This window comes from Murinocardiopsis flavida (genome assembly GCF_003014485.1).
GTDB classification, from domain to species: domain Bacteria; phylum Actinomycetota; class Actinomycetes; order Streptosporangiales; family Streptosporangiaceae; genus Murinocardiopsis; species Murinocardiopsis flavida.
In genome coordinates this window covers 495,105-514,135 of the sequence record NZ_PYGA01000001.1, presented here as the reverse complement: position 1 = coordinate 514,135, position 19,031 = coordinate 495,105, and the positions used below count along the sequence as shown (strand labels likewise).

Annotated in this window: 12 protein-coding genes; 3 read left to right on the top strand and 9 right to left on the bottom strand. The window is 72.6% G+C overall.

Features of this window, described 5'->3' with window-relative positions; genetic code table 11:
- Window positions 1-112: 112 nt before the first annotated feature.
- The gene (aceB, locus tag CLV63_RS02250; protein ID WP_106581133.1) at window positions 113-1,717 is read right to left on the bottom strand and encodes a malate synthase A; all 1,605 of its coding nucleotides are present in this window, start codon (window positions 1,715-1,717) and stop codon (window positions 113-115) included.
- A 283-nt stretch (window positions 1,718-2,000) separates the two neighbouring features.
- On the opposite strand from aceB, the gene hflX reads away from it, so the two are divergent.
- Window positions 2,001-3,518, top strand: coding sequence for a GTPase HflX (hflX, locus tag CLV63_RS02245; RefSeq protein ID WP_106581132.1), 1,518 nt, complete (start codon window positions 2,001-2,003; stop codon window positions 3,516-3,518).
- Between the two features lie 267 nt (window positions 3,519-3,785).
- Window positions 3,786-4,994, top strand: a complete 1,209-nt coding sequence (locus CLV63_RS02240; protein ID WP_106581131.1) for an amidohydrolase family protein — start codon at window positions 3,786-3,788, stop codon at window positions 4,992-4,994.
- Window positions 4,995-5,219: 225 nt separating this feature from the next.
- Here the strand turns inward: CLV63_RS02240 and CLV63_RS02235 are convergent, their stop codons facing one another.
- The 7 genes from CLV63_RS02235 to CLV63_RS02205 all read right to left on the bottom strand — a co-directional run bounded on the left by CLV63_RS02235 (window position 5,220) and on the right by CLV63_RS02205 (window position 14,670).
- Window positions 5,220-5,819, bottom strand: a complete 600-nt coding sequence (locus tag CLV63_RS02235; RefSeq protein ID WP_211301099.1) for a Uma2 family endonuclease — start codon at window positions 5,817-5,819, stop codon at window positions 5,220-5,222.
- An 86-nt stretch (window positions 5,820-5,905) separates the two neighbouring features.
- Complete coding sequence (gene holA / locus CLV63_RS02230) at window positions 5,906-6,880, bottom strand: DNA polymerase III subunit delta (RefSeq protein ID WP_106581129.1); 975 nt, start codon at window positions 6,878-6,880, stop codon at window positions 5,906-5,908.
- A gap of 214 nt (window positions 6,881-7,094) precedes the next feature.
- On the bottom strand, window positions 7,095-9,452 hold the full coding sequence (locus CLV63_RS02225; RefSeq protein ID WP_106581128.1) for a ComEC/Rec2 family competence protein: 2,358 nt from the start codon (window positions 9,450-9,452) through the stop codon (window positions 7,095-7,097).
- Window positions 9,453-9,537: 85 nt separating this feature from the next.
- Complete coding sequence (locus CLV63_RS33975; protein ID WP_211301098.1) at window positions 9,538-10,782, bottom strand: helix-hairpin-helix domain-containing protein; 1,245 nt, start codon at window positions 10,780-10,782, stop codon at window positions 9,538-9,540.
- Window positions 10,783-11,995: 1,213 nt separating this feature from the next.
- A complete protein-coding gene (locus CLV63_RS02215; RefSeq protein ID WP_106581127.1) occupies window positions 11,996-12,988 on the bottom strand; it encodes a phosphotransferase in 993 nt (330 codons plus the stop codon).
- 166 nt (window positions 12,989-13,154) lie between these two features.
- A complete protein-coding gene (gene rpsT / locus CLV63_RS02210) occupies window positions 13,155-13,424 on the bottom strand; it encodes a 30S ribosomal protein S20 (RefSeq protein ID WP_106581126.1) in 270 nt (89 codons plus the stop codon).
- Between the two features lie 244 nt (window positions 13,425-13,668).
- Window positions 13,669-14,670 carry a hypothetical protein gene (locus CLV63_RS02205; protein ID WP_106581125.1) on the bottom strand — a complete coding sequence of 334 codons (1,002 nt, stop codon included), beginning with the start codon at window positions 14,668-14,670 and terminating at the stop codon, window positions 13,669-13,671.
- A 331-nt stretch (window positions 14,671-15,001) separates the two neighbouring features.
- Here CLV63_RS02205 and lepA point away from each other — a divergent pair, with 331 nt between their 5' ends.
- The gene (gene lepA / locus CLV63_RS02200; RefSeq protein ID WP_106581261.1) at window positions 15,002-16,846 is read left to right on the top strand and encodes a translation elongation factor 4; all 1,845 of its coding nucleotides are present in this window, start codon (window positions 15,002-15,004) and stop codon (window positions 16,844-16,846) included.
- A 516-nt stretch (window positions 16,847-17,362) separates the two neighbouring features.
- Here the strand turns inward: lepA and CLV63_RS02190 are convergent.
- Entirely contained in the window at window positions 17,363-18,979 is a 1,617-nt protein-coding gene (locus CLV63_RS02190) for a glycoside hydrolase family 13 protein (protein ID WP_106581124.1), read from the bottom strand.
- Between the last annotated feature and the right edge of the window lie 52 nt (window positions 18,980-19,031).

The window sequence follows — 19,031 nt, the reverse complement described above, 5'->3', positions numbered from 1 at the left end:
CACGGCCGACGCTCGGGTGTGGGAGCGTTCTTCCCCGGGCGCGGCCGGTGCTAACGGCCGCGCGGCGGCCCCTGTGCCGGACCGGTGGCGGTCCGGCACAGGGGCGGCGGGGTCAGGGCATCTGCTCGTAGGCGGGGATGGTCAGGAACTCGGCGTAGTCGTCGGCGAGGGCGACGGCCCGGAACAGTTCGACGGCCCGCGTGTACAGCTCGGTGTCGAACGCGTCCCCCGCGGCGGCGCGGATCTTCGCCAGCTCCTCCTCGATGATGCGGTCGACCAGGTCGGCGGTGACCTTCGGGCCGTCGTCGAGGACGACGTCGTTGTGCAGCCACTGCCAGACCTGCGAGCGGGAGATCTCCGCCGTTGCGGCGTCCTCCATCAGGTTGTGGATGGCGACGGCGCCGTTGCCGCCGATCCACGCGGCGAGGTACTGGAGGGCGACGTTGACGTTGGCGCGCAGGCCGGTCTCGGTGATGCCGCCCTGGGCGGTGCCGACGGCGAGCAGGTCGGCCGCCGTGACGTCGACGTCGTCGCGCCGCTTGTCGATCTGGTTGGGCCGGTCGCCGAGGACCCCGTCGAAGATCTCCATGGCGACCGGGACCAGGCCGGGGTGCGCCACCCAGGACCCGTCGAAGCCGTCGCCGGACTCGCGCGACTTGTCGTCGCGCACCTTGGCGAACGCGGTCGTGTTGACCTCGGGGTCGCGCCGGCTGGGGATGAACGCCGCCATGCCGCCGATGGCGTGGGCGCCGCGCCGGTGGCAGGTCGCGACCAGCAGTTCGGTGTAGGCGCGCATGAACGGGGCGGTCATGGTGATGGCGTTGCGCTCGGGCAGCAGGAAGCCGCGGCCGCGGGTGCGGTGCGTCTTGATGATGCTGAACAGGTAGTCCCAGCGGCCGGCGTTCAGCCCGGCGGAGTGCTCGCGCAGCTCGTAGAGGATCTCCTCCATCTCGAACGCCGCGGGGATCGTCTCGATCAGCACGGTGGCGCGGACGGTGCCGCGCGGGATCCCCACCGCCTCCTGGGCGTGCACGAAGACGTCGTTCCACAGGCGGGCCTCGAGGTGGCCCTGCACCTTCGGCAGGTAGAAGTAGGGGCCCTTGCCCTTGTCGAGCTGGCGCCGGGCGCAGTGGAACAGGTACAGCGCGAAGTCCACGATGCCGCCGGAGACGCGCTCGCCGTCGACGAGGATGTGCTTCTCGTCCAGGTGCCAGCCGCGCGGGCGGACCACGATGGTGGCGAGTTCGGCGTCGTCCTTGAGGACGTAGTCCTTGCCCTCGGGGGAGGTGAAGTCGATGGTGCGGTCGAGGGCGTCGCGCAGGTTGAGCTGGCCGCCGATCATGTTCTCCCACAGCGGGGTGTTGGCGTCCTCGAAGTCGGCGAGCCACACCTTCGCGCCGGAGTTGAGCGCGTTGAGGGTCATCTTGCGGTCGGTCGGCCCGGTGATCTCCACCCGGCGGTCGGTGATGCCGGGGGCCGGCGGGGCGACCGTCCACGACGGGTCCTCGCGGATCGCACGGGTCTCGGGGAGGAAGTCGAGGTCGGCTCCCGCGGAGATCTGCTCTTGGCGCCGTTCGCGGAGGGCCAGCAGCTCCCTGCGGCGGGGTTCGAATCGTCGGTGCAGATCGGCGAGGAGGGTGAGGGCCTCCTCGCTCAGGATCTCGTCGTACCGGTCGTGGAGGGGGCCGGTGATCTCGACCCCTGATGTGGCGCCCATGGAATCCCAATCTTCCGCAATGCGATAATTGCTTCTGTTATGCGGAATTAGACGCTACTCGGTCCTCTGCGCCCTGGTCAACGCGGTGTACGTCGCACAGCACCGACCAGCTTCCGCGTGTGTGAAGAAGTACGGTTGTTTCGCGGCGGGACCGCCGCCGCGGCGGCCTGAGTCCCGCACGGGCCCGGCGGCCCCGGGGCAAAATGGGGTGACCGCGGCGATGACACGTGACAGGCTCTGAAGGGAACAAACAGCGGGGATCCCGCGTTGACCCTGGACGGATATGACTACAGCCTTCAATCACCCGTACACCGACGAGTCGGCTCCTGCCACCGCGGTGTCAGAGGACGCCATCGTCGTCGACGACTCCGGCCTCGACCCCGACCTCGCCTCGCAGGACGGGTTCGGTGATGACCTTCCCGATCAGGGCGACCTCGAACTCGCCGAACGCCACGCACTGCGCCGCGTCGCCGGGCTCTCCACTGAACTCGACGACGTCACCGAAGTCGAGTACCGACGGCTCCGGCTCGAACGCGTCGTCCTCATCGGCGTCTGGACCAAGGGCACCCAGGACGACGCCGACAACTCGCTGATCGAGCTCAAACAGCTCGCCGAGACCGCGGGGGCCGTCGTCCTCGAAGGCGCCACCCAGCGCCGCTCCAAGCCCGACCCCGCCACCTACGTCGGCAGCGGCAAGGCGGCCGAACTCCGCGACATCGTCGACGGCACCGGCGCCGACACCGTTATCTGCGACGGCGAACTCACCCCCGGCCAGCTCCGCCAGCTCGAAGACGTCGTCAAGGTCAAGGTCATCGACCGCACGGCGCTCATCCTCGACATCTTCGCCCAGCACGCCCGCAGCAGGGAGGGCAAGGCGCAGGTCGAACTCGCCCAGCTCACCTACCTGCTGCCGCGGCTGCGCGGCTGGGGCGCCTCGCTGTCCCGCCAGGGCGGCGGCGCCGGGGGCGGCGGCAACGGCGGCGTGGGCCTGCGCGGCCCCGGTGAGACCAAGATCGAGACCGACCGCCGCCGCATCAACAGCCGCATGGCGAAACTGCGCCGGCACCTCGCCCAGATGGAGACGGCGCGCGACGTCAAGCGCGACCGCCGCCGCACCCGCCAGGTCCCCGCCGTCGCGATCGCGGGGTACACCAACGCCGGAAAGTCGAGCCTCCTCAACCGGCTCACCGGCGCCGGAGTCCTGGTCGAGAACGCGCTCTTCGCGACGCTCGACCCCACCGTTCGCCACGCGCGAACACCCGACGGCAGAAGCTTCACTCTGAGTGACACCGTGGGGTTCGTCCGGCACCTGCCCCACCAGCTCGTCGAGGCGTTCCGCTCGACACTCGAAGAGGTCGCCGACGCCGACCTCATCCTGCACGTCGTCGACGGCTCGCACCCCGACCCCGAGCAGCAGCTCGGCTCGGTGCGCGAGGTGTTCGGCGAGATCGACGCGCAGGACGTCCCCGAGTTGCTCGTCATCAACAAGACCGACGCCGCCGACCCGGTGCGGCTCAAGCAGCTCCGCACCCGCTACCCCGACGCCGTGGAGGTCTCGGCGCGCACCGGCGAAGGGGTCGAGCGGCTCATCGACGCGCTCTCGGCGGCGCTGCCGCTCCTCGACCGCGAAATGCGCGTGGTGGTGCCCTACGAGCGCGGCGACCTGGTCTCGCGGGTCTACGACGAAGGCCGGATCGTCGCGGAGGACCACACCGAGGCGGGTACCGTGCTGCACGCCTGGGTGCCCGAGCTGCTCGCCGGCCAACTGGCGGAATTCACGACAGCAGCCGACAGATCGTAGCAGAATGTGAACGGCGGAACACCGAGAGGTGCTCCGCCGTTCTTCGTTCGTGACCCGAGAGCTATACATCGAGTCGCTCCATCAACTACGGTTTCCGCACCGGTACGTGATCGTGCATCGCTGGCGCCCCTTGCCATCCCCGGGGCAGGCCCCTCCGGCCAGAGCATTCGAATGCGAGGTCCTCCATGAGCGCTGACACGTCCCGAGGCGCCGGGACCACACCGCCCGGCCCATCCTTCGCGACCCTGCGGGGCGATCGGTGACACGATGACGATCCGACTGCTGACGAACATCGGCCGCCTGTGGACCGGCACCGACCTCATCAGCAACGCCGCGATGATCCTGCATCACGACCGGGTCGCCTGGGTCGGGCCGGCCTCGGAGCTCCCGCAGCGCATCCCCGGCGTGCTGGACGACATCGTCGACGTCGACGAAGTCGACAACCTCGGCGGCGGCCTGGTCACCCCCGGCCTCGTCGACGCCCACTCCCACCCGGTGTACGCGGGCAACCGCTACGCCGAGGTCGCCATGCGCGCCAGCGGCGCTTCGCCCGCGGAGATCAGCGGCGCCGGCGGCGGGGTCGCGTCCACGGTCACCGTCACCAGGGGGACCGACCCCTGGACCCTCTGCAACGGAGTACGCGAGCGCCTGCGGCACTGGCTGCTCTCGGGCACCACCACGGTCGAGGCGAAGACCGGCTACCACCTGACCCGCGACGGCGAACTCGCCGACGTCCGGCTGCTGCGGTCGCTGGAGGAGGAGCCCGGGCTGCCGCGGCTGCACGTCACGTTCTTCGCGGCGCACGCCGTCCCGCCCGAGTACTTCGGCCGCCCCCGCGACTACGTCGAGGCGGTCGGCGGCTGGCTGAGCGACGCCGCCCAGGCCGGGGCCGACGGCGTCGACGTCTACTGCGACAACCAGCAGTTCACCGCCGAGGACGCCCACTGGCTGCTGTCGCAGGGCAGGGCCGCCGGCTTGCAGACCCACCTGCACGCCTGCGCCAAACCCCGCCACGGGGTGGTCCGCATGGCGGCCGATCTCCAGTGCTCGTCGGTCGACCTGCTGCACGAGACCGACGAGGACGACGTCCTCGCGCTGGCGAAGTCCAGCACGCCCGTCGTCGTGTGCCCCACGACCTCCCTGCACGAGCGCCGGACCCCGCCCGTGCGCGCCCTGCTCGACCACGGGGTCCCGGTGGCGCTCGGCACCGACCACAACCCGTCGCAGTCGGGGTCGACGTCCCTGTCGCTCTCGGTGGGCATGGCCATCGCCATGTTCAACATGAGCGTCATCGAGGCGCTGCGCGCGGCGACGGTCGGCGGGGCGACCGCGCTGGGCACCGCCGACCGCGGGTCCCTCACACCCGGCTGCTACGCCGACATCGTGCAGTGGGACGCCGACCACGAGGGCGCGTTCGCGTGGGCCTACGGCCTGCGCGCACTGCGGGTGTGGCGCGGCGGCGAAGCCATCCGCTGACCCCACACCGCACAGCCGCCGGGTCGCGCCGGTGGTCGGCGCCTGCGGCCACGGCTCGCCTGCTGCGCGGGCGTTCGCGGCCGTGAATCGGGCTCTGCGGGACGGGCACGGTGTTCCGCGACCCCGCCAGGCCACCGGTGGGTTCCCGCCGGGCACAGCGGCCTCTGGGGCGCCGCCCGGGGGCAGTGGGGCGGCGCGGGGCGGACGGCCGATGGGCGGAGGCGGCTACTCGCCGCCGATGTGCCGCTTCCAGGGGCCGTTCTCGACAAGCCAGCGGGGGACCAGTTTTACCGGGAACGGGAGGTCGGTCTCGAAGACCTCCTCGCCGAACGCTTGTCCGACCTCGCGGTAGGAGCCCTGGTCGAGACGGAGTTCGACGATGCCGGGCTTGTCGGTGTACGGGCTGATGATCCAGTAGGACTCGATGCCGAACTCGGCGTACTCGCGCTTCTTCGTGTGGTGGTCGCGGAACACGCTCTCGGGGGAAACGACCTCGACCGCGAGCAATGGAGGACTGGTGAGGTAAGGGCTCTCACCGTTGTCCTCTTGGGCGACTGCGAGGTCGGGGATGCGGTGGTGGGTGCGGTCGGCATTGAAGTTGATCCCTGGACCGGGTAGAACCTCAAGACCCTCCGGGGCAAGGCCGACCAGATGGTATTGAAGCCGCCCTTCGATGCGGGTATGCCATCGGACTGGCGCGGGTGACACGTCAAGCCGCCCGTCGATCAGCTCGTAGCGCCTGCCGTCGTCGGGCATGCGAGCCAGGTCGTCGACGGTGAGCGGGCGCTGCTGCGGCTCCGTCTTCCCGATGCTCATAACAGCCATACTGCCTCCTTGGGTGCATGAGGACCAGTATTCCGACCGGGGGTCGGCTGCGGACGGTTTTCGGGGGTTGTCCACCGGGTGGTTTTTCAGCCGCCGCGGGCGTTCCGTGCCGTCGCGATCTCGATGACGGCGCGTTCGAGGGCGTAGGCCGGGTCGCGGCCCGCGCCCTTGATCAGGGCGTCGGTCTCGGCGACCACCTGCATGGCGTGCGCCAGCCCTTGCGGGGTCCAGCCGCGCGCCTGCTGGCGCAGCGTCCGCAGCTTCCACGGGGGGACCTTGGCGCGCTTGGCGAGTTCGGCCTCAGGCATGCCGCGCGGCGGTTGGGCCGCGACCGCGAGGCCGCGGACCGCGGCCGCGAGCGCGCTGTTGATCAGGACGGGGGCGGTGCCGACGGACAGCGACCAGCGGAGCTGCTCCAGCGCCTCGGGGAGCCTGCCCTCAACGGCGCGGTCGGCGACGGTGAAGCCCGTGGCCTCGGCCTTGCCCGTGTGGTAGCGGGCGACGGCGGCGGTGTCGATCCTGCCGTCGGTGTCGGCGGCGAGCTGGGTGCAGGCCGCCGCGATCTCGCGCAGGTCGTTGCCGACCGCGTCGAGGAGCGCTTGGGCGGCGTCGGGGGCGATCTGGCGGCCCGCACGGGAGAACTCGCCCTTGATGAACTGGATCCGCTCGGGGGCCTTGGTGGGCTTCGCGCAGGAGACCCGCGCGGCGCCCGCCTTCACGGCGGCGTCGAGCAGGGCCTTTCCCTTGGCGCCGCCGGCGTGCACGAGCACCAGCATGACGTCCTCGGGCCCGTCCTTGAGGTAGCCGGTGACCTCGGTGGCGATGTCCTTGAGGAGGTCATGGGCCGAGCGCAGCACCACGATCCGCCGCTCGCCGAACAGTGACGGCGACGTGGCCTCGACCAGCCGGGCCGATGTGACCTGGGCGGGCAGGAGGTCGTGGACGTCGATGTCGGGGTCGTCGGCGCGGGCCGCGGCGACGATCTCGGCCACGGCGCGGTCGACCAGCAGTTCCTCGTCGCCCACCACCACGGTGAGCGGTGCAACGGCACTGGGGCTCATGGATACACAGCTTGCCATGCCCGCGGGTCCGCAGGCCCCGAGAGCCCGGTGTGCGGCACGGGTGGCGGACCGCTGCGCGGTGCGTTGCGCAGGAGCCGAGCCGATCGGACGTGAGCGAACATTCGCCGCATAGCGGATTCCCCGTCCATAGTGGAGCGAGTGAGCCCTTTTCACCCCGCCCGGTTGCCGACAGTAGACAAGGGCGTCGGAGCGGTCAGCGGTCGCGTGCCGCGGGCGGGCGGTGGGTGACCGCGGGGCCGCCGCGCCCCGGCAGGACGGCGATGTCGCCGTGGCGGTCGGTGCGGTAGTTCGCCGTGGTGAGGGATTCGAGGTGGCGCCAGGTCCGCGGCGCCGGGTGCCCGTAGGTGTTGTCGGCGCCGACGGAGGTCAGGGTGACGCGGGGCCGGGTCGCGGCGAGGAACGCCGGCTCCTGGGTCTTCGCACCGTGGTGCGGGACCTTGAGGACGTCGACCTCGGTGATCGCGGGATCGCCCAGCAGGGAGCGCTGCGCGCTCTCCTCGATGTCGCCCGTCAGCAGGACGGTGACGTCGGAATCGGGGGAGCCGTCGGGCGGCGACCAGCGGGCGAGCAGGACGACACTCGCGTCGTTGGACGACGCGGCGGGGCGGTCGCCGGGCCAGAGCACGGTGAACGACCACCCGCCCAACGCGAACCGGTGCCCGGCGGCGACGGCGCGCAGCGGTACACGGGCCCGCTCCAGGGCGCGCCGCGAGCGGCCGTGGTCGAAACCGGGCGGGGCGGCCGCGGCCGCCACCCTGCGGCCGTCGAGGACTCCGCTGGTGCCGCCCACGTGGTCGGCGTCGCCGTGGGTGAGCACCAGCAGGCTCACCTCGTCGACCCCCAGGTCGTCGAGGCAGCGGTCGACCTGCGCGGGGTCGAGCCCGGTGTCGACGACGGCCGCGCCGCCCCCGCCGGTGGCGAGCGCGATGGCGTCGCCCTGGCCGACGTCGCACGCGACGGCCAGCCATCCGTTCGGCGGCCAGGACGGTGCGGCGCACTGGGCCGCGAACACGCCCGTGGCGACGGCCGTGCCCGCCGCAGCGGCGACCCTGCGGACGCGACCGCGCAGACTCAGCGCCAGCACCAGCAGCAGCGCCAGGACGCACGCGCCCAGGAGGTCGCCGCGCCACGGGACGGCGCCGCCGCGGATCCCGGCGCAGTACTCGGCGATGACGCGCGCCCACAGAACGGGCACCGCCGGAACCCAGACCGCCACGGCCGCCGCGCCCGGCCACACCAGGGCGAGCACGGCGACGGCGAAGCCGCCGACGGTGGCGATGGGCATCAGCGGGCCGGTGAGGGCGTTCGCGGGGATGGCGACCCAGGAGACCTCGGCCGACAGGAGCACCAGGACGGGGGCGCAGGCCACGTGCGCCGCCAAGGGGACGGCGAGCGCCTCGGCCGCCCATTCGGGCATGCGCGCCGCCCAGCGGTCGCGCCAGCGCGGCGCCAGCACCATGATCCCGCCGCTGGCGAGGACCGACAGCGCGAAACCGTAGGAGTGTGCCAAGCCGGGGTCGAACAGCAGCAGCCCGATGACGGTGGCGGACAGCGCGGCCATGCCCGCGCGCCGGCGGCCCAGAGCGAGGGCGAGCAGCGCGACGGCACCCATGAAGGCGGCCCGCAGCACACTGGGCTCGGGCCGCGCCACGAGGATGAAGACGCCGATCATCAGGGCACCCGCGGCGACGGTGACCCCCGTGGGCCAGCGCGACCAGCGCGCCAGCGCCAGCACGGCACCGGTCAGGATCGCGAGATTCGCGCCGGAGACGGTCAGCAGGTGCGTCATGCCGCTCGCGCGGAAGTCCTCGGCGGTGCGCTCGGGGAGCCGCGAGGTGTCGCCCACCACGAACGCCGGGACCAGGCCTCGCTCGGGCTGCGGCAGCACGGTGCAGGCCGCGCGGAGCCGGGCGCGGACCTCGGCCGCCGCGGTGTGCGCGGGGGTGGGGGCCGTGGTGTGGGACGGCGGCCCCCGGACGGCGACCAGCGCGGCGGTCAGCGGATCGTCCCCGGCGGGGAGCAGGCGGCCCGAGAACCGGACCCGCTGACTGGGCACGAGCGTGCGCCACTGCGCCCCGGACACCAGCAGCACCACGGGCACACGGGTCGCGGTGCGCTCGCCGTGGACGTCGATCCGGCTGGTGCGGGCCTCGACGACCAGCTCGGGGCGGCCCGGCTGCGGCGGCCCGGCCCTGGACCGGGGATCGCCGGTGATGACGGCGTCGAGCTCGGCGTGGCCCCGCTCGGCCGCACGCGCGGTGACGGGCGACCCGGCGACCGCGGCGCCCCGCCCCGCGGCGGCGAGCGACGCGGCGGCCGCGCACAGCAGCGCGGCGACCAGCAGCCCGGCGACCGCCCCGCCGCGCGGGGAGCGCAGCAGCGGCACGGCGGCCGCCGCCGCGCCGAAGAGGAGCGCGGACATGGCCGCACCGGCGCCGGGGCCGGCGGCCGTCGCGGCGAGCGACGCGAGCCAGGTGGCAACGGCCGGACCGAGCAGGCGGAGGTCGTGCGGCCGGGCGGGGCCGGGGGCGTCGAGACCGAGGGGGTTCATGGTCGGACAGGGCGGGAGCGCCGCGGCGCGGCGGACGCCCCGCGGAGACGGTGCGGCCGGACCGGCGCCCGCGGGCGGGGGCGCCTCACGGCGCACCGGCGACGCTGACGAGGTCGCGGAGGTCGGCGAAGCGCTTCTCGCCGATGCCGGAGACGTCCTGCAACTGCTCGATCGAGCGGAACCCGCCGTTCTCGGTGCGGAAGTCGAGGATGCGCTCGGCGAGCACCGGGCCGACACCGGGCAGTGTGTCGAGCTGTTCGAGGGTCGCGGTGTTGAGGTCGATGAGCGGGCTGGGTGCCGCCCCCGGGACCGGTGCGCCGCTCGGCGCGGGCGCGGCACCGCCCGGGGCGCCCGGGGCACCCGGGGCGGGTGACGGGGTGGCGCCCACCAGGATCTGCTCGCCGTCGACGACCGGCCGCGCGAGGTTGAGCAGGCCGGGGTCGGCGTCGGGCAGGAGCCCCCCGGCGGCCTTGATGGCGTCGCTGACCCGCGACCCCGCGGGGAGGGTGACGATGCCGGGCGACTCGACGTCGCCGCCGACGTGCACCACGACCTTCCCGCTCGGCCGCTGCTGAGGCGGCCCGCTGGGGGAGGCGCCGGGCACGGGAGGGGGCGCGCTGCCCGCCCGGGGCTCCGGCGCGGCGTGCGGCTCGGGCCGCGATTGCAGCAGGAACCAGCCGGTGGCGAGGGCGGCGATGACGCACACCCCGAGCAGCGCGCCGAGCCCGGCACGTCCGATCCTGGGCTGCTCGGCGGATTCGGGCAGCACGCGGGCGAACCATTCGGCGAGGCGGGAGCCCGGGGGAGGGGCGTCCTCGGCCACCTCGACGTAGCCCGGCGGCGGGCCCGCGCGGGCGGGGACCGGACGCTCGCCGGGGTCGGCGGGAGGGCCGGGGTGGTGGGGCGGTGCGGCAGGACCCCGTTCGGCTGCGGCGGCCCGGTGCCGCGCGCGGCGGCCGCCGGGGTGATCGGCGGCGCCGAGGGCATAGGGCGGGCTGGGCAGCGATCCGACCGCGGGGAGCGCCGGGTCCGTGGCGTCGTCGGGCAACGGGCCGGCGGGTTCGGCGTCGTCGTGCGGGTGTTCGTGCGGGTGGTCGAGCGGAGCGGTGTGCGGGCCGGCCGGGCCAGTGCGGGGGCGGGGGCGGGCGAGCGGATCGGCGTCGTCGGGGCCGGGCCGTGCGGTGCCGGGGTGCCGGCGGCCGGGCGCGGCCGGTGCGCGGCTCCCGGGCGATGCGGCGTCGTCGTGCACGGGGGTGCCGGTGAGCGCACGCAGCCGCTGCCGGGCATACCCGTCCTCGGGAGGGTCGGGGGAGCGATGCGAGGGCGACATGCGATTCACGCTAGGAACGCGCGCCCCGCCGCGTCACCGCGGATCCGGGCCCCTGTGGACAACCCCGCCCGCCCGTCTCTGCGGGTCGGTTTCCTCGCGCTCGTGGTGTTGATCTGACCTTTGTCCGCATCTGAGCGGCCGGTGGAGGAACGGCGTGCCCGGTGGTTCCGGGACCGACCTTGTCTGCTGGGCGGCCTTGCCGCCGGTCGAGTGGGGGTGGTCTCGGGGAAAGACGGCGCCAACGGCGGGTGGGGGGCGGGGATGGGCGGTCGCGTTCACGCCCATTTTCTCCCGCTGATCCTGACGACAGGGTTCCCTCGATCAGGGGTGGACTTTCGGCTCTTCAGGGTCGGTCCGTCCGCGGGGCGGCCTTGCCGCCGGGCCGCGTGCGGGTGGTCTGCGGGAACAAGCAGCACCAAGGGCGTCGAGTGGCCCCGGTCGGCGGTGACCTGCACGGTGTGTTGTGCGGACAAGCAGCACCAGAGGTGGCGGGTGGGCGGCGTGGTGAGGCGCCGCGTTCGTTGAGACCGCACGGTGTGTGCGGTATCGATACCGGGACACGGCCGCGATGTCCGTTTCAGGTGGACTGTCGGGTTTCTCGGAAGCCTCCGTGAAGTATTTCCCACTTCACGGCGCCCGCAGCGGAAACTACTTCACGGAGGCCGGGCGCCGGGGCCCGGCTCCCCACCGCCCTTGGTGCTGCTGTTCACCGCAGACCACCCGCACGCGGCCCGGCGACAAGGCCGCCCGCGGACGGACCGACCCGAGAAGCAGCAACTGCACCAGACGCTGAGGGAACCCTGTCGTCAAGATCAGCGGGAAGTCCGAGGGTATCGGGCCGTCCCGTGGGCCGCGTGCTTCGTGCCGGAACCCCGCCCCGGCCGGGGGACGAGCCTTGCCAATACCGGAGGAATCGCGCCGTTCGCCCATTGATTCCGGCGTGGAGGCGTCAGACGGGGGCCGCGCGGAAATCAGTGGCGTCAGGACGGCGCGGCCATCCCCCCATCGCGTCGCGGAAGGTGCGTGTGCTCGTGCTGCGGATCATCTTCGCCCTTGCCATCGCCGGGCTGCTGGTCACGTTCTGCTGCCGGATCCCGGAGGTGCCCGACGCCGGAACCGCGGCGGCCGCGCGCGCAGTCGAGCCGCGGCGGCGGTGTGAGCGGTGTGAGCGGTGCGGCGGGCCGCCGGTGCGGTGGCGGCCCGAGCGGGGCGTTCACCGGGGGTCGGCGCCGTCCCGTCCGGCGAGGTGCAGCAGCCATTGGGCGACCTGCACGGCCTGCTCCGGCCGGCACCGCTCGACAAGAGCGGGGAACGTCCGCGACCACGCCAGCGCCCTGCCGAGCGCGGCGAGCCGCACAGCGAGGCGGGCGGCCTCGGTGAGCAGGGTGCGCGGGTGCTCCGCCGTCCACGGCTCCAGGTAGGCGTCGCGCAGCCGGGCGAGGTCGCCCTCCGCCGCACCGGAGACCTGCGCGGCGAACCGCAGCGGGATGTGCAGCGTGGCGAAAGGGTGCGCGACCGAGGCGTCGCCCCAGTCGAAGAGCACGTGGCGGCCGTCCCGCAGGAACACGCTGCCGGGGTGCGGGTCGCCGTGGTCGAGGGAGGGGGCGATCCCGATCTCGGCGAGGCGCGCACACTGCGCGTCGAACCGCTCGCGCCGGCGCCGCACCGCCTCGACCCCGTCCGCGCCCAGTGCGCCGCGCACCGCCGGGTCGGCGAGGAACGCGTCGAGTAGGCCGCCGAGCGCTTCGGGCCGCAGGTCCGGCACCCCGAGACCGAGGAGGTCGGGTACGCGGCCGCTCAGGTCGCGCTGCATGCCGGAGAGGACGGCCAGCAGCTCCGCCCACACCGGGAGGCCCACGGGCGCGGGCCGGAGGGACCGCAGCTGCGGTCCGCCGTCGGGCAGCAGCAGCCACCCCCGCGACCGGTCGACGCCGATGGGGGTGAGGACCAGGTCGGGACGCCACGCCGCCAGCGCCTCAGCGAGAGCGGGCTCGAACCGCGCGGCGGGCGGGGTCGCCTTGAACCACACCGGGCCGATGGACGACTCGAAGCGCGCCGCCGTCGAGTACGGGCGGACGCGGATCCGCGGGGGAGCGGGCCCGCGGCGGGCGCCGCGCGCCGCGAGGCGGGCGTCGACCCAGCCGAGCACCTCGCCGCGGAGCGCGGGGTCGTCCCACAGGGGCAGCCGGAGGCCGTCGACGTCCATCAGCAGATGGTAGGCGGGGACCGCATGCGGCCAGGGGAGCCGAGGGCGGGCCCCATGCCCAGGGCAGCGCCCCGCGTCCTCCTGGGAGAACGCGCGAGGGGCGGCCGCACCGTTGTGCTGCCGCCCCATAGGCGTCGGCGTCGCAGTGGACGCGCGGGATGCCGCCTTAGGCCTTGCCGACCGCCTCGGCGCGCTTGGCGATCGCGCTCTTGCGGTTCGCGGCCTGGTTCTTGTGGATGACGCCCTTGCTCGCAGCCTTGTCGAGCTGGCGCGCCGCCGCCTGCTGGAGGACCGCGGCCTTCTCGGTGTCGCCGGCCTCGGCGGCCTCGCGGAACTTGCGGATGGCCGTCTTCAGGGACGACTTGACCGACCGGTTGCGCAGCCGGGCCTTCTCGTTCTGCCGGTTGCGCTTCTTCTGCGACTTGATGTTCGCCATGCGAAAACGTGCTCCAGTGAATTCAGATCAACGTGCCGAACGCGTGGGCCTCCCCCAGGAGCAGCCGTTTCCTACAGAGGGGCTGGCACGCGTCGGCGCAGGGTGTGTGTTGCGGGTCCGCCGGAGAGCGGGACGCAGGACAAACGTGGAACGTCCGAGACACGGACTTCAATTATGCATCCGGCCGGGCAGTGCTCCGAACAGAACGCAGTGCTCCGAACGGAACAAAGGGGACGCGTGCGGGTCACCCGCCGGGGCGCATCCACCCCCGAGAGTACGCGGCCCAATCCGTGTTGTCGGCCTCGTCGAGGACGTACAGGGCCATGCCGAAGTCGTCGCGCCGCTTCCCGTGCTCGGTCAGCCCGATCCGCACCGCCTCGGCCGCCGTCTCCACGGTCTCCGTCGCCGACTCCTCCCCCCAGCGGGCGTGCTGGAACGACGGCGCCCCGACGCGCACCGACACGTCCTGGGGCACCGCGTCGAGCAGCAGCTTCGTCTGCCGCACGAGGAAGCCGCCGTACAGCGAGGTCATCGGCATCCCCGTGTCGTGCCCGCGCACGACGATGGAGTCCGCCTCCTCCGCGATCCGCTGCACGTAGCCCTTCGACCAGTACAGCTCCTCCTGGTTCACGAGGAACACCGGCAGGCGCATGCCGACCAGCAGCTCCAGCGGCTGCGCGTCCACCGAGATCAGCCGGTCCTTCCCCACCTCCGCGCGGGTGCGCTCCAGCAGGTCCGGCAGCGACGGGTCGCCGCTGGTGACCGGCGAGACCGCGTAGTGGACCCCGTCGAATCCGGCGTCGACGACCTCGCCCGACGCCGCCGCGACGCGTTTGCGCGCCGCCTTGTCGAACCGGTCCTCGACCAGGGAGGAGCCCGACGCCCGGTGGCTCAGCCAGCCGAGCACCCGGACCTCGGGGCGCTCCCGCTCCACCCAGCCGAGGAACGCCTTCGCCGCGCCGAGGTCCTCGACGTCCACGCCTCCCTCGGGGCCGATCGCGCCGACGTGCACGTACAACTCGGTGAAACCGCCCTTCTTCAACCGGGGCAGCAACTCGGCGAAGTCGGCGCGGTCACGCTCGCCGTTGACCCACGCCCCGCCCAGCCACGCCGCGTTGTGCCCGGTCGACCCCGCCCACGACGCGGGTTTGCCGGAGAACTGCATCCCCAGCAGGGCGCCGGCGCCCACCGCGACCACCAGAAGCGCCGCCAGACCTGCGAAGACCCGTTTGGCCAGCCATTTCACCGGAACTCCCACCGCTCTGCGCGAGCGCCGTCCGCGCCGCGCGCCTGCCGCTTACCCGTTCGGCCCGCCGGATATCCCGCGGGCCGGACCAACCCATGTGCTTCGTACCCGTCGCCCGCCGGTGTGCGCGACCCCCGGGGAGGCGTGCGGCAATCACCGCCGGCCGGACCGTCACATAACCTTTGGACGACGTGCCATGCGTCCCGCCACCCGGTGCTGCCCTGGCGCCACCGGTGACATGGGATCATTGAAGGCACCACCTGCCGCCGGGCACACGTGCCGCTGCGCTTCGCCCATGCCCGAACTCTTCGAGGAATGTGAACTGACCACGGTGCCACAGCCACAACGGACCGATCCCGCGCTGATCCGCAACTTCTGCATCATCGCGCACATCGACCATGGCAAGTCGACTCTGGCCGACCGCATCTTGCAGCTCACCGGGGTCGTCGAGGACCGCCAGATGCGCGCCCAGTACCTCGACCGCATGGACATCGAACGCGAGCGCGGGATCACCATCAAGTCGCAGGCGGTCCGGCTGCCCTACAAGGCGGTCGACGACGCGACCTACGTCCTCAACCTCATCGACACCCCCGGACACGTCGACTTCAGCTACGAGGTGTCGCGCTCGCTCGCCGCCTGCGAAGGCGCCGTCCTGCTGGTCGACGCCGCGCAGGGCATCGAGGCGCAGACCCTCGCGAACCTGTACATGGCGATCGAGAACGACCTCGCCATCATCCCGGTCCTCAACAAGATCGACCTGCCCGCCGCGCAACCCGAGAAGTACGCGGCGGAACTCGCGGGCATCATCGGCTGCGACCCCTCCGACGTGCTGAAGGTCAGCGCGAAGACCGGGATCGGCGTCGACGACCTGCTCAACGAGATCGTCGCGAAGATCCCGCACCCCGTGGGCGACCCCGACGCCCCCGCCCGCGCCATGATCTTCGACTCCGTCTACGACACCTACCGCGGCGTGGTCACCTACGTGCGGGTCGTCGACGGCGAGCTCACCACCCGCGAGCGCATCCAGATGATGTCGAGCAAGGCCACCCACGAGATGCTGGAGATCGGGGTGAGCTCCCCCGAGCCCACGAAGGTCGCCGGGCTGGGCGTGGGCGAGGTCGGCTACCTCATCACCGGTGTGAAGGACGTCCGCCAGTCCAGGGTCGGCGACACCGTGACCTCGGCGGCGAAGCCCGCAGCCGAGATCCTCTCCGGGTACCGCGACCCCAAGCCCATGGTGTTCTCCGGGCTGTACCCCATGGACGGCACCGACTACCCCGTGCTGCGCGACGCCCTGGAGAAACTCCAGCTCAACGACGCCGCGCTGGTGTTCGAGCCGGAGACCTCGGTGGCGCTGGGGTTCGGCTTCCGCTGCGGCTTCCTCGGCCTGCTGCACCTGGAGATCACCCGCGCGCGCCTGGAGCGCGAGTTCAACCTCGACCTCATCTCCACCGCGCCCAACGTGGTGTACCAGGTCGTCATGGAGGACGGCACCGAGTACACGGTGACCAACCCCAGCGAGTACCCCGAAGGCAAGATCGAAGAGGTGCGCGAGCCCATCGTGCGCGGCACTGTGCTCTCGCCCGCCGAGTTCGTGGGCCCCATCATGGAGCTGTGCCAGGGGCGGCGCGGCACCCTCCTCGGTATGGACTACCTGTCGGAGGACCGCGTCGAGATGCGGTACACGCTGCCGCTCGCCGAGATCGTGTTCGACTTCTTCGACCAGCTCAAGTCGCGCACCAGGGGTTACGCCTCGCTCGACTACGAACCCCAAGGCGAGCAGGTCGCCGACCTGGTCAAGGTCGACATCCTCCTCCAAGGCGAGGCCGTCGACGCGTTCTCCGCGATCGTGCACAAGGAGAAGTCCTACGCCTACGGCGTGGAAATGACCAAGAAGCTGCGCGAGCTCATCCCGCGGCAGCAGTACGAGGTGCCCGTCCAGGCCGCCATCGGGGCGCGCGTCATCGCCCGCGAGAACATCCGCGCCATCCGCAAGGACGTCCTCTCCAAGTGCTACGGCGGCGACATCAGCCGCAAGCGCAAGCTGCTGGAGAAGCAGAAGGAGGGCAAGAAGAAGATGAAGATGGTCGGCCGTGTCGAGGTTCCGCAGGAGGCGTTCATCTCCGCGCTGTCCGCTGACGCCGGGGGCGAGAAGGACAAGGACAAGAAGAAGTAGGCGCGGGCCGGTCGGTGGTCGGGCAGGAAGAAGATGCTGTGTTCTCTTGCCCGCGTGGTCGGCCGTGTCGAGGTTCCGCAGGAGGCGTTCATCTCCGCGCTGTCCGCTGACGCCGGGGGCGAGAAGGACAAGGACAAGAAGAAGTAGGCGCGGGCCGGTCGGTGGTCGGGCAGGAAGAAGATGCTGTGTTCTCTTGCCCGCGTGGTCGGCCGTGTCGAGGTTCCGCAGGAGGCGTTCATCTCCGCGCTGTCCGCTGATGCGGGGGGCGAGAAGGACAAGGACAAGAAGAGGTAGGCGCGGGCCGGTCGGTGGTCGGGCAGGAAGAAGATGCTGTGTTCTCTTGCCCGCGTGGTCGGCCGTGTCGAGGTCCCGCAGGAGGCGTTCATCTCCGCGCTGTCCGCTGATGCGGGGGGCGAGAAGGACAAGGACAAGAAGAGGTAGGCCCGGGCGGTCGGTGGTCGGGCAGGAAGAAGTAGGCCCGGGCGCGGGGCGGTACCGCGCACGGGCCTTTCCGGGTCAGGCGCGCAGCCACACGGCGGTGTCGCCGGGCAGCCGGACGACGCCGCCGGCCGCCTCGACCGGCGCGCTCGACAGCAGCACCTCGCCGGGCAGCGCGAGTTCGACGACGTCCCCGCCCAGGTTGACCGCGCACACGAACCCGGCACCGCGGTGCACCACGAGCACGTCCTCAGGGGCCGCGCCCCAGCTCAGGGTGTCGGCGGCGGTGAGCTCCCGCCGCAGTCGCAGCGCCTCGCGGTACAGGGAGAGCGTGGAACCGGGGTCGGCCTCCTGCGCGCCGCGCGCAAGCGCACCCCACGCCGGCGGGACGGGCAGCCACGGCATGCTGTCCGCCGCGCCGAACCCGAACGGGGCCGTGCCGGCCGACCACGGCAGCGGGACGCGGCAGCCGTCCCTGCCGCGCTCGGTGCGCCCGGAACGGAGCCAGGTGGGGTCCTGGAGGGCCTCCTCGGGCAGGTCGGTGACCTCGGGCAGGCCCAGTTCCTCGCCCTGGTACAGGTAGGCCGACCCGGGCAGCGCCAGCATCAGCAGCGCCGCGGCCCTGGCGCGGCGCAGCCCCTGCGCCCCGCCGCCGTACCGGGTGACGTGCCGGACGGTGTCGTGGTTCGACAGCACCCAGGTCGACGGCGCGCCCACGGCGCCGTTGGCGGCGAGGGAGGAGTCGATGACCGCGCGCAGGGCTGCGGCGTCCCACGGCGCGGTCAGGTACTCGAAGTTGAACGACTGGTGCAGCTCGTCGGGGCGCAGGTAGCGGGCGACCCGCTCGGCGTCCAGGATCCACGCCTCCGCCACCATCGCGCGGTTGCCGCTGTACTCGTCGGTGATCGCCCGCCATTCCCGGTAGATGTCGTGGACGCCGTCCTGGTCGAAGTAGGGCAGCTCGACGGTCGCGTCGATCAGCTCGGTCGGCAGGCCCTCGGCGACATCGGGCAGCGCGGGGTCCTTGACCATGCCGTGCGCCACGTCGATGCGGAACCCGTCGACCCCGCGGTCCAGCCAGAACCGCAGGACGTCGGCGAACTCGGCCCGCACCTCCGGGTGGTTCCAGTCGAGGTCGGGCTGCTCGGAGTCGAACAGGTGCAGGTACCACTCCTCCGGGGTGCCGTCGGGGCGCTTGAGCCGGGTCCAGGCGGACCCGCCGAAGAGGGACCGCCAGTTGTTGGGCGGCTCGTCGCCGCCGGGTCCCGTGCCGGGACGGAAGATGTAGCGGGCGCGCTCCGGCGAGCCCGGCGCCGCTGCCGCCGCCGCGCGGAACCACGCGTGTGCCGAGGAGGTGTGGTTGGGGACGATGTCGATGATGACGCGCAGCCCGAGTTCGTGGGCGCGTTCCCGCATGGCGTCGAAGTCGGCGAGGGTGCCGAACCGGGGGTCGACGTCGCGGTAGTCGGCGACGTCGTAGCCGCCGTCGGCGAGAGGGGACACATAGAACGGGGTCAGCCAGATCGCGTCCACGCCGAGGGACGCCAGATCGGGGAGCCGCCCGGCGATCCCGGCGAGGTCGCCGTCACCGTCGTCGTTGGAGTCCGCGAAGCTGCGGACGTAGACCTGGTAGATGACGGCGTCGCGCCACCATTCGCCGCCGGTGGCGGGCGACTCTGCGGGGGTCGGCTGCATGCGGGTTCTCCTCAGGTCCTGCATCGAGCGGATGTCCGGAAATCCGTGCGGA

Coding starts and splice junctions, on each gene's coding strand:
- CLV63_RS02215 (WP_106581127.1), bottom strand. CDS start 12,988: ATGGACGTCGACGGCCTCCGGCTGCCCCTGTGGGACGACCCCGCGCTC.
- hflX (WP_106581132.1), top strand. CDS start 2,001: ATGACTACAGCCTTCAATCACCCGTACACCGACGAGTCGGCTCCTGCC.
- CLV63_RS02235 (WP_211301099.1), bottom strand. CDS start 5,819: ATGGCTGTTATGAGCATCGGGAAGACGGAGCCGCAGCAGCGCCCGCTC.
- CLV63_RS02190 (WP_106581124.1), bottom strand. CDS start 18,979: ATGCAGCCGACCCCCGCAGAGTCGCCCGCCACCGGCGGCGAATGGTGG.
- rpsT (WP_106581126.1), bottom strand. CDS start 13,424: ATGGCGAACATCAAGTCGCAGAAGAAGCGCAACCGGCAGAACGAGAAG.
- holA (WP_106581129.1), bottom strand. CDS start 6,880: ATGAGCCCCAGTGCCGTTGCACCGCTCACCGTGGTGGTGGGCGACGAG.
- CLV63_RS02240 (WP_106581131.1), top strand. CDS start 3,786: ATGACGATCCGACTGCTGACGAACATCGGCCGCCTGTGGACCGGCACC.
- CLV63_RS02225 (WP_106581128.1), bottom strand. CDS start 9,452: ATGAACCCCCTCGGTCTCGACGCCCCCGGCCCCGCCCGGCCGCACGAC.
- CLV63_RS33975 (WP_211301098.1), bottom strand. CDS start 10,782: ATGTCGCCCTCGCATCGCTCCCCCGACCCTCCCGAGGACGGGTATGCC.
- aceB (WP_106581133.1), bottom strand. CDS start 1,717: ATGGGCGCCACATCAGGGGTCGAGATCACCGGCCCCCTCCACGACCGG.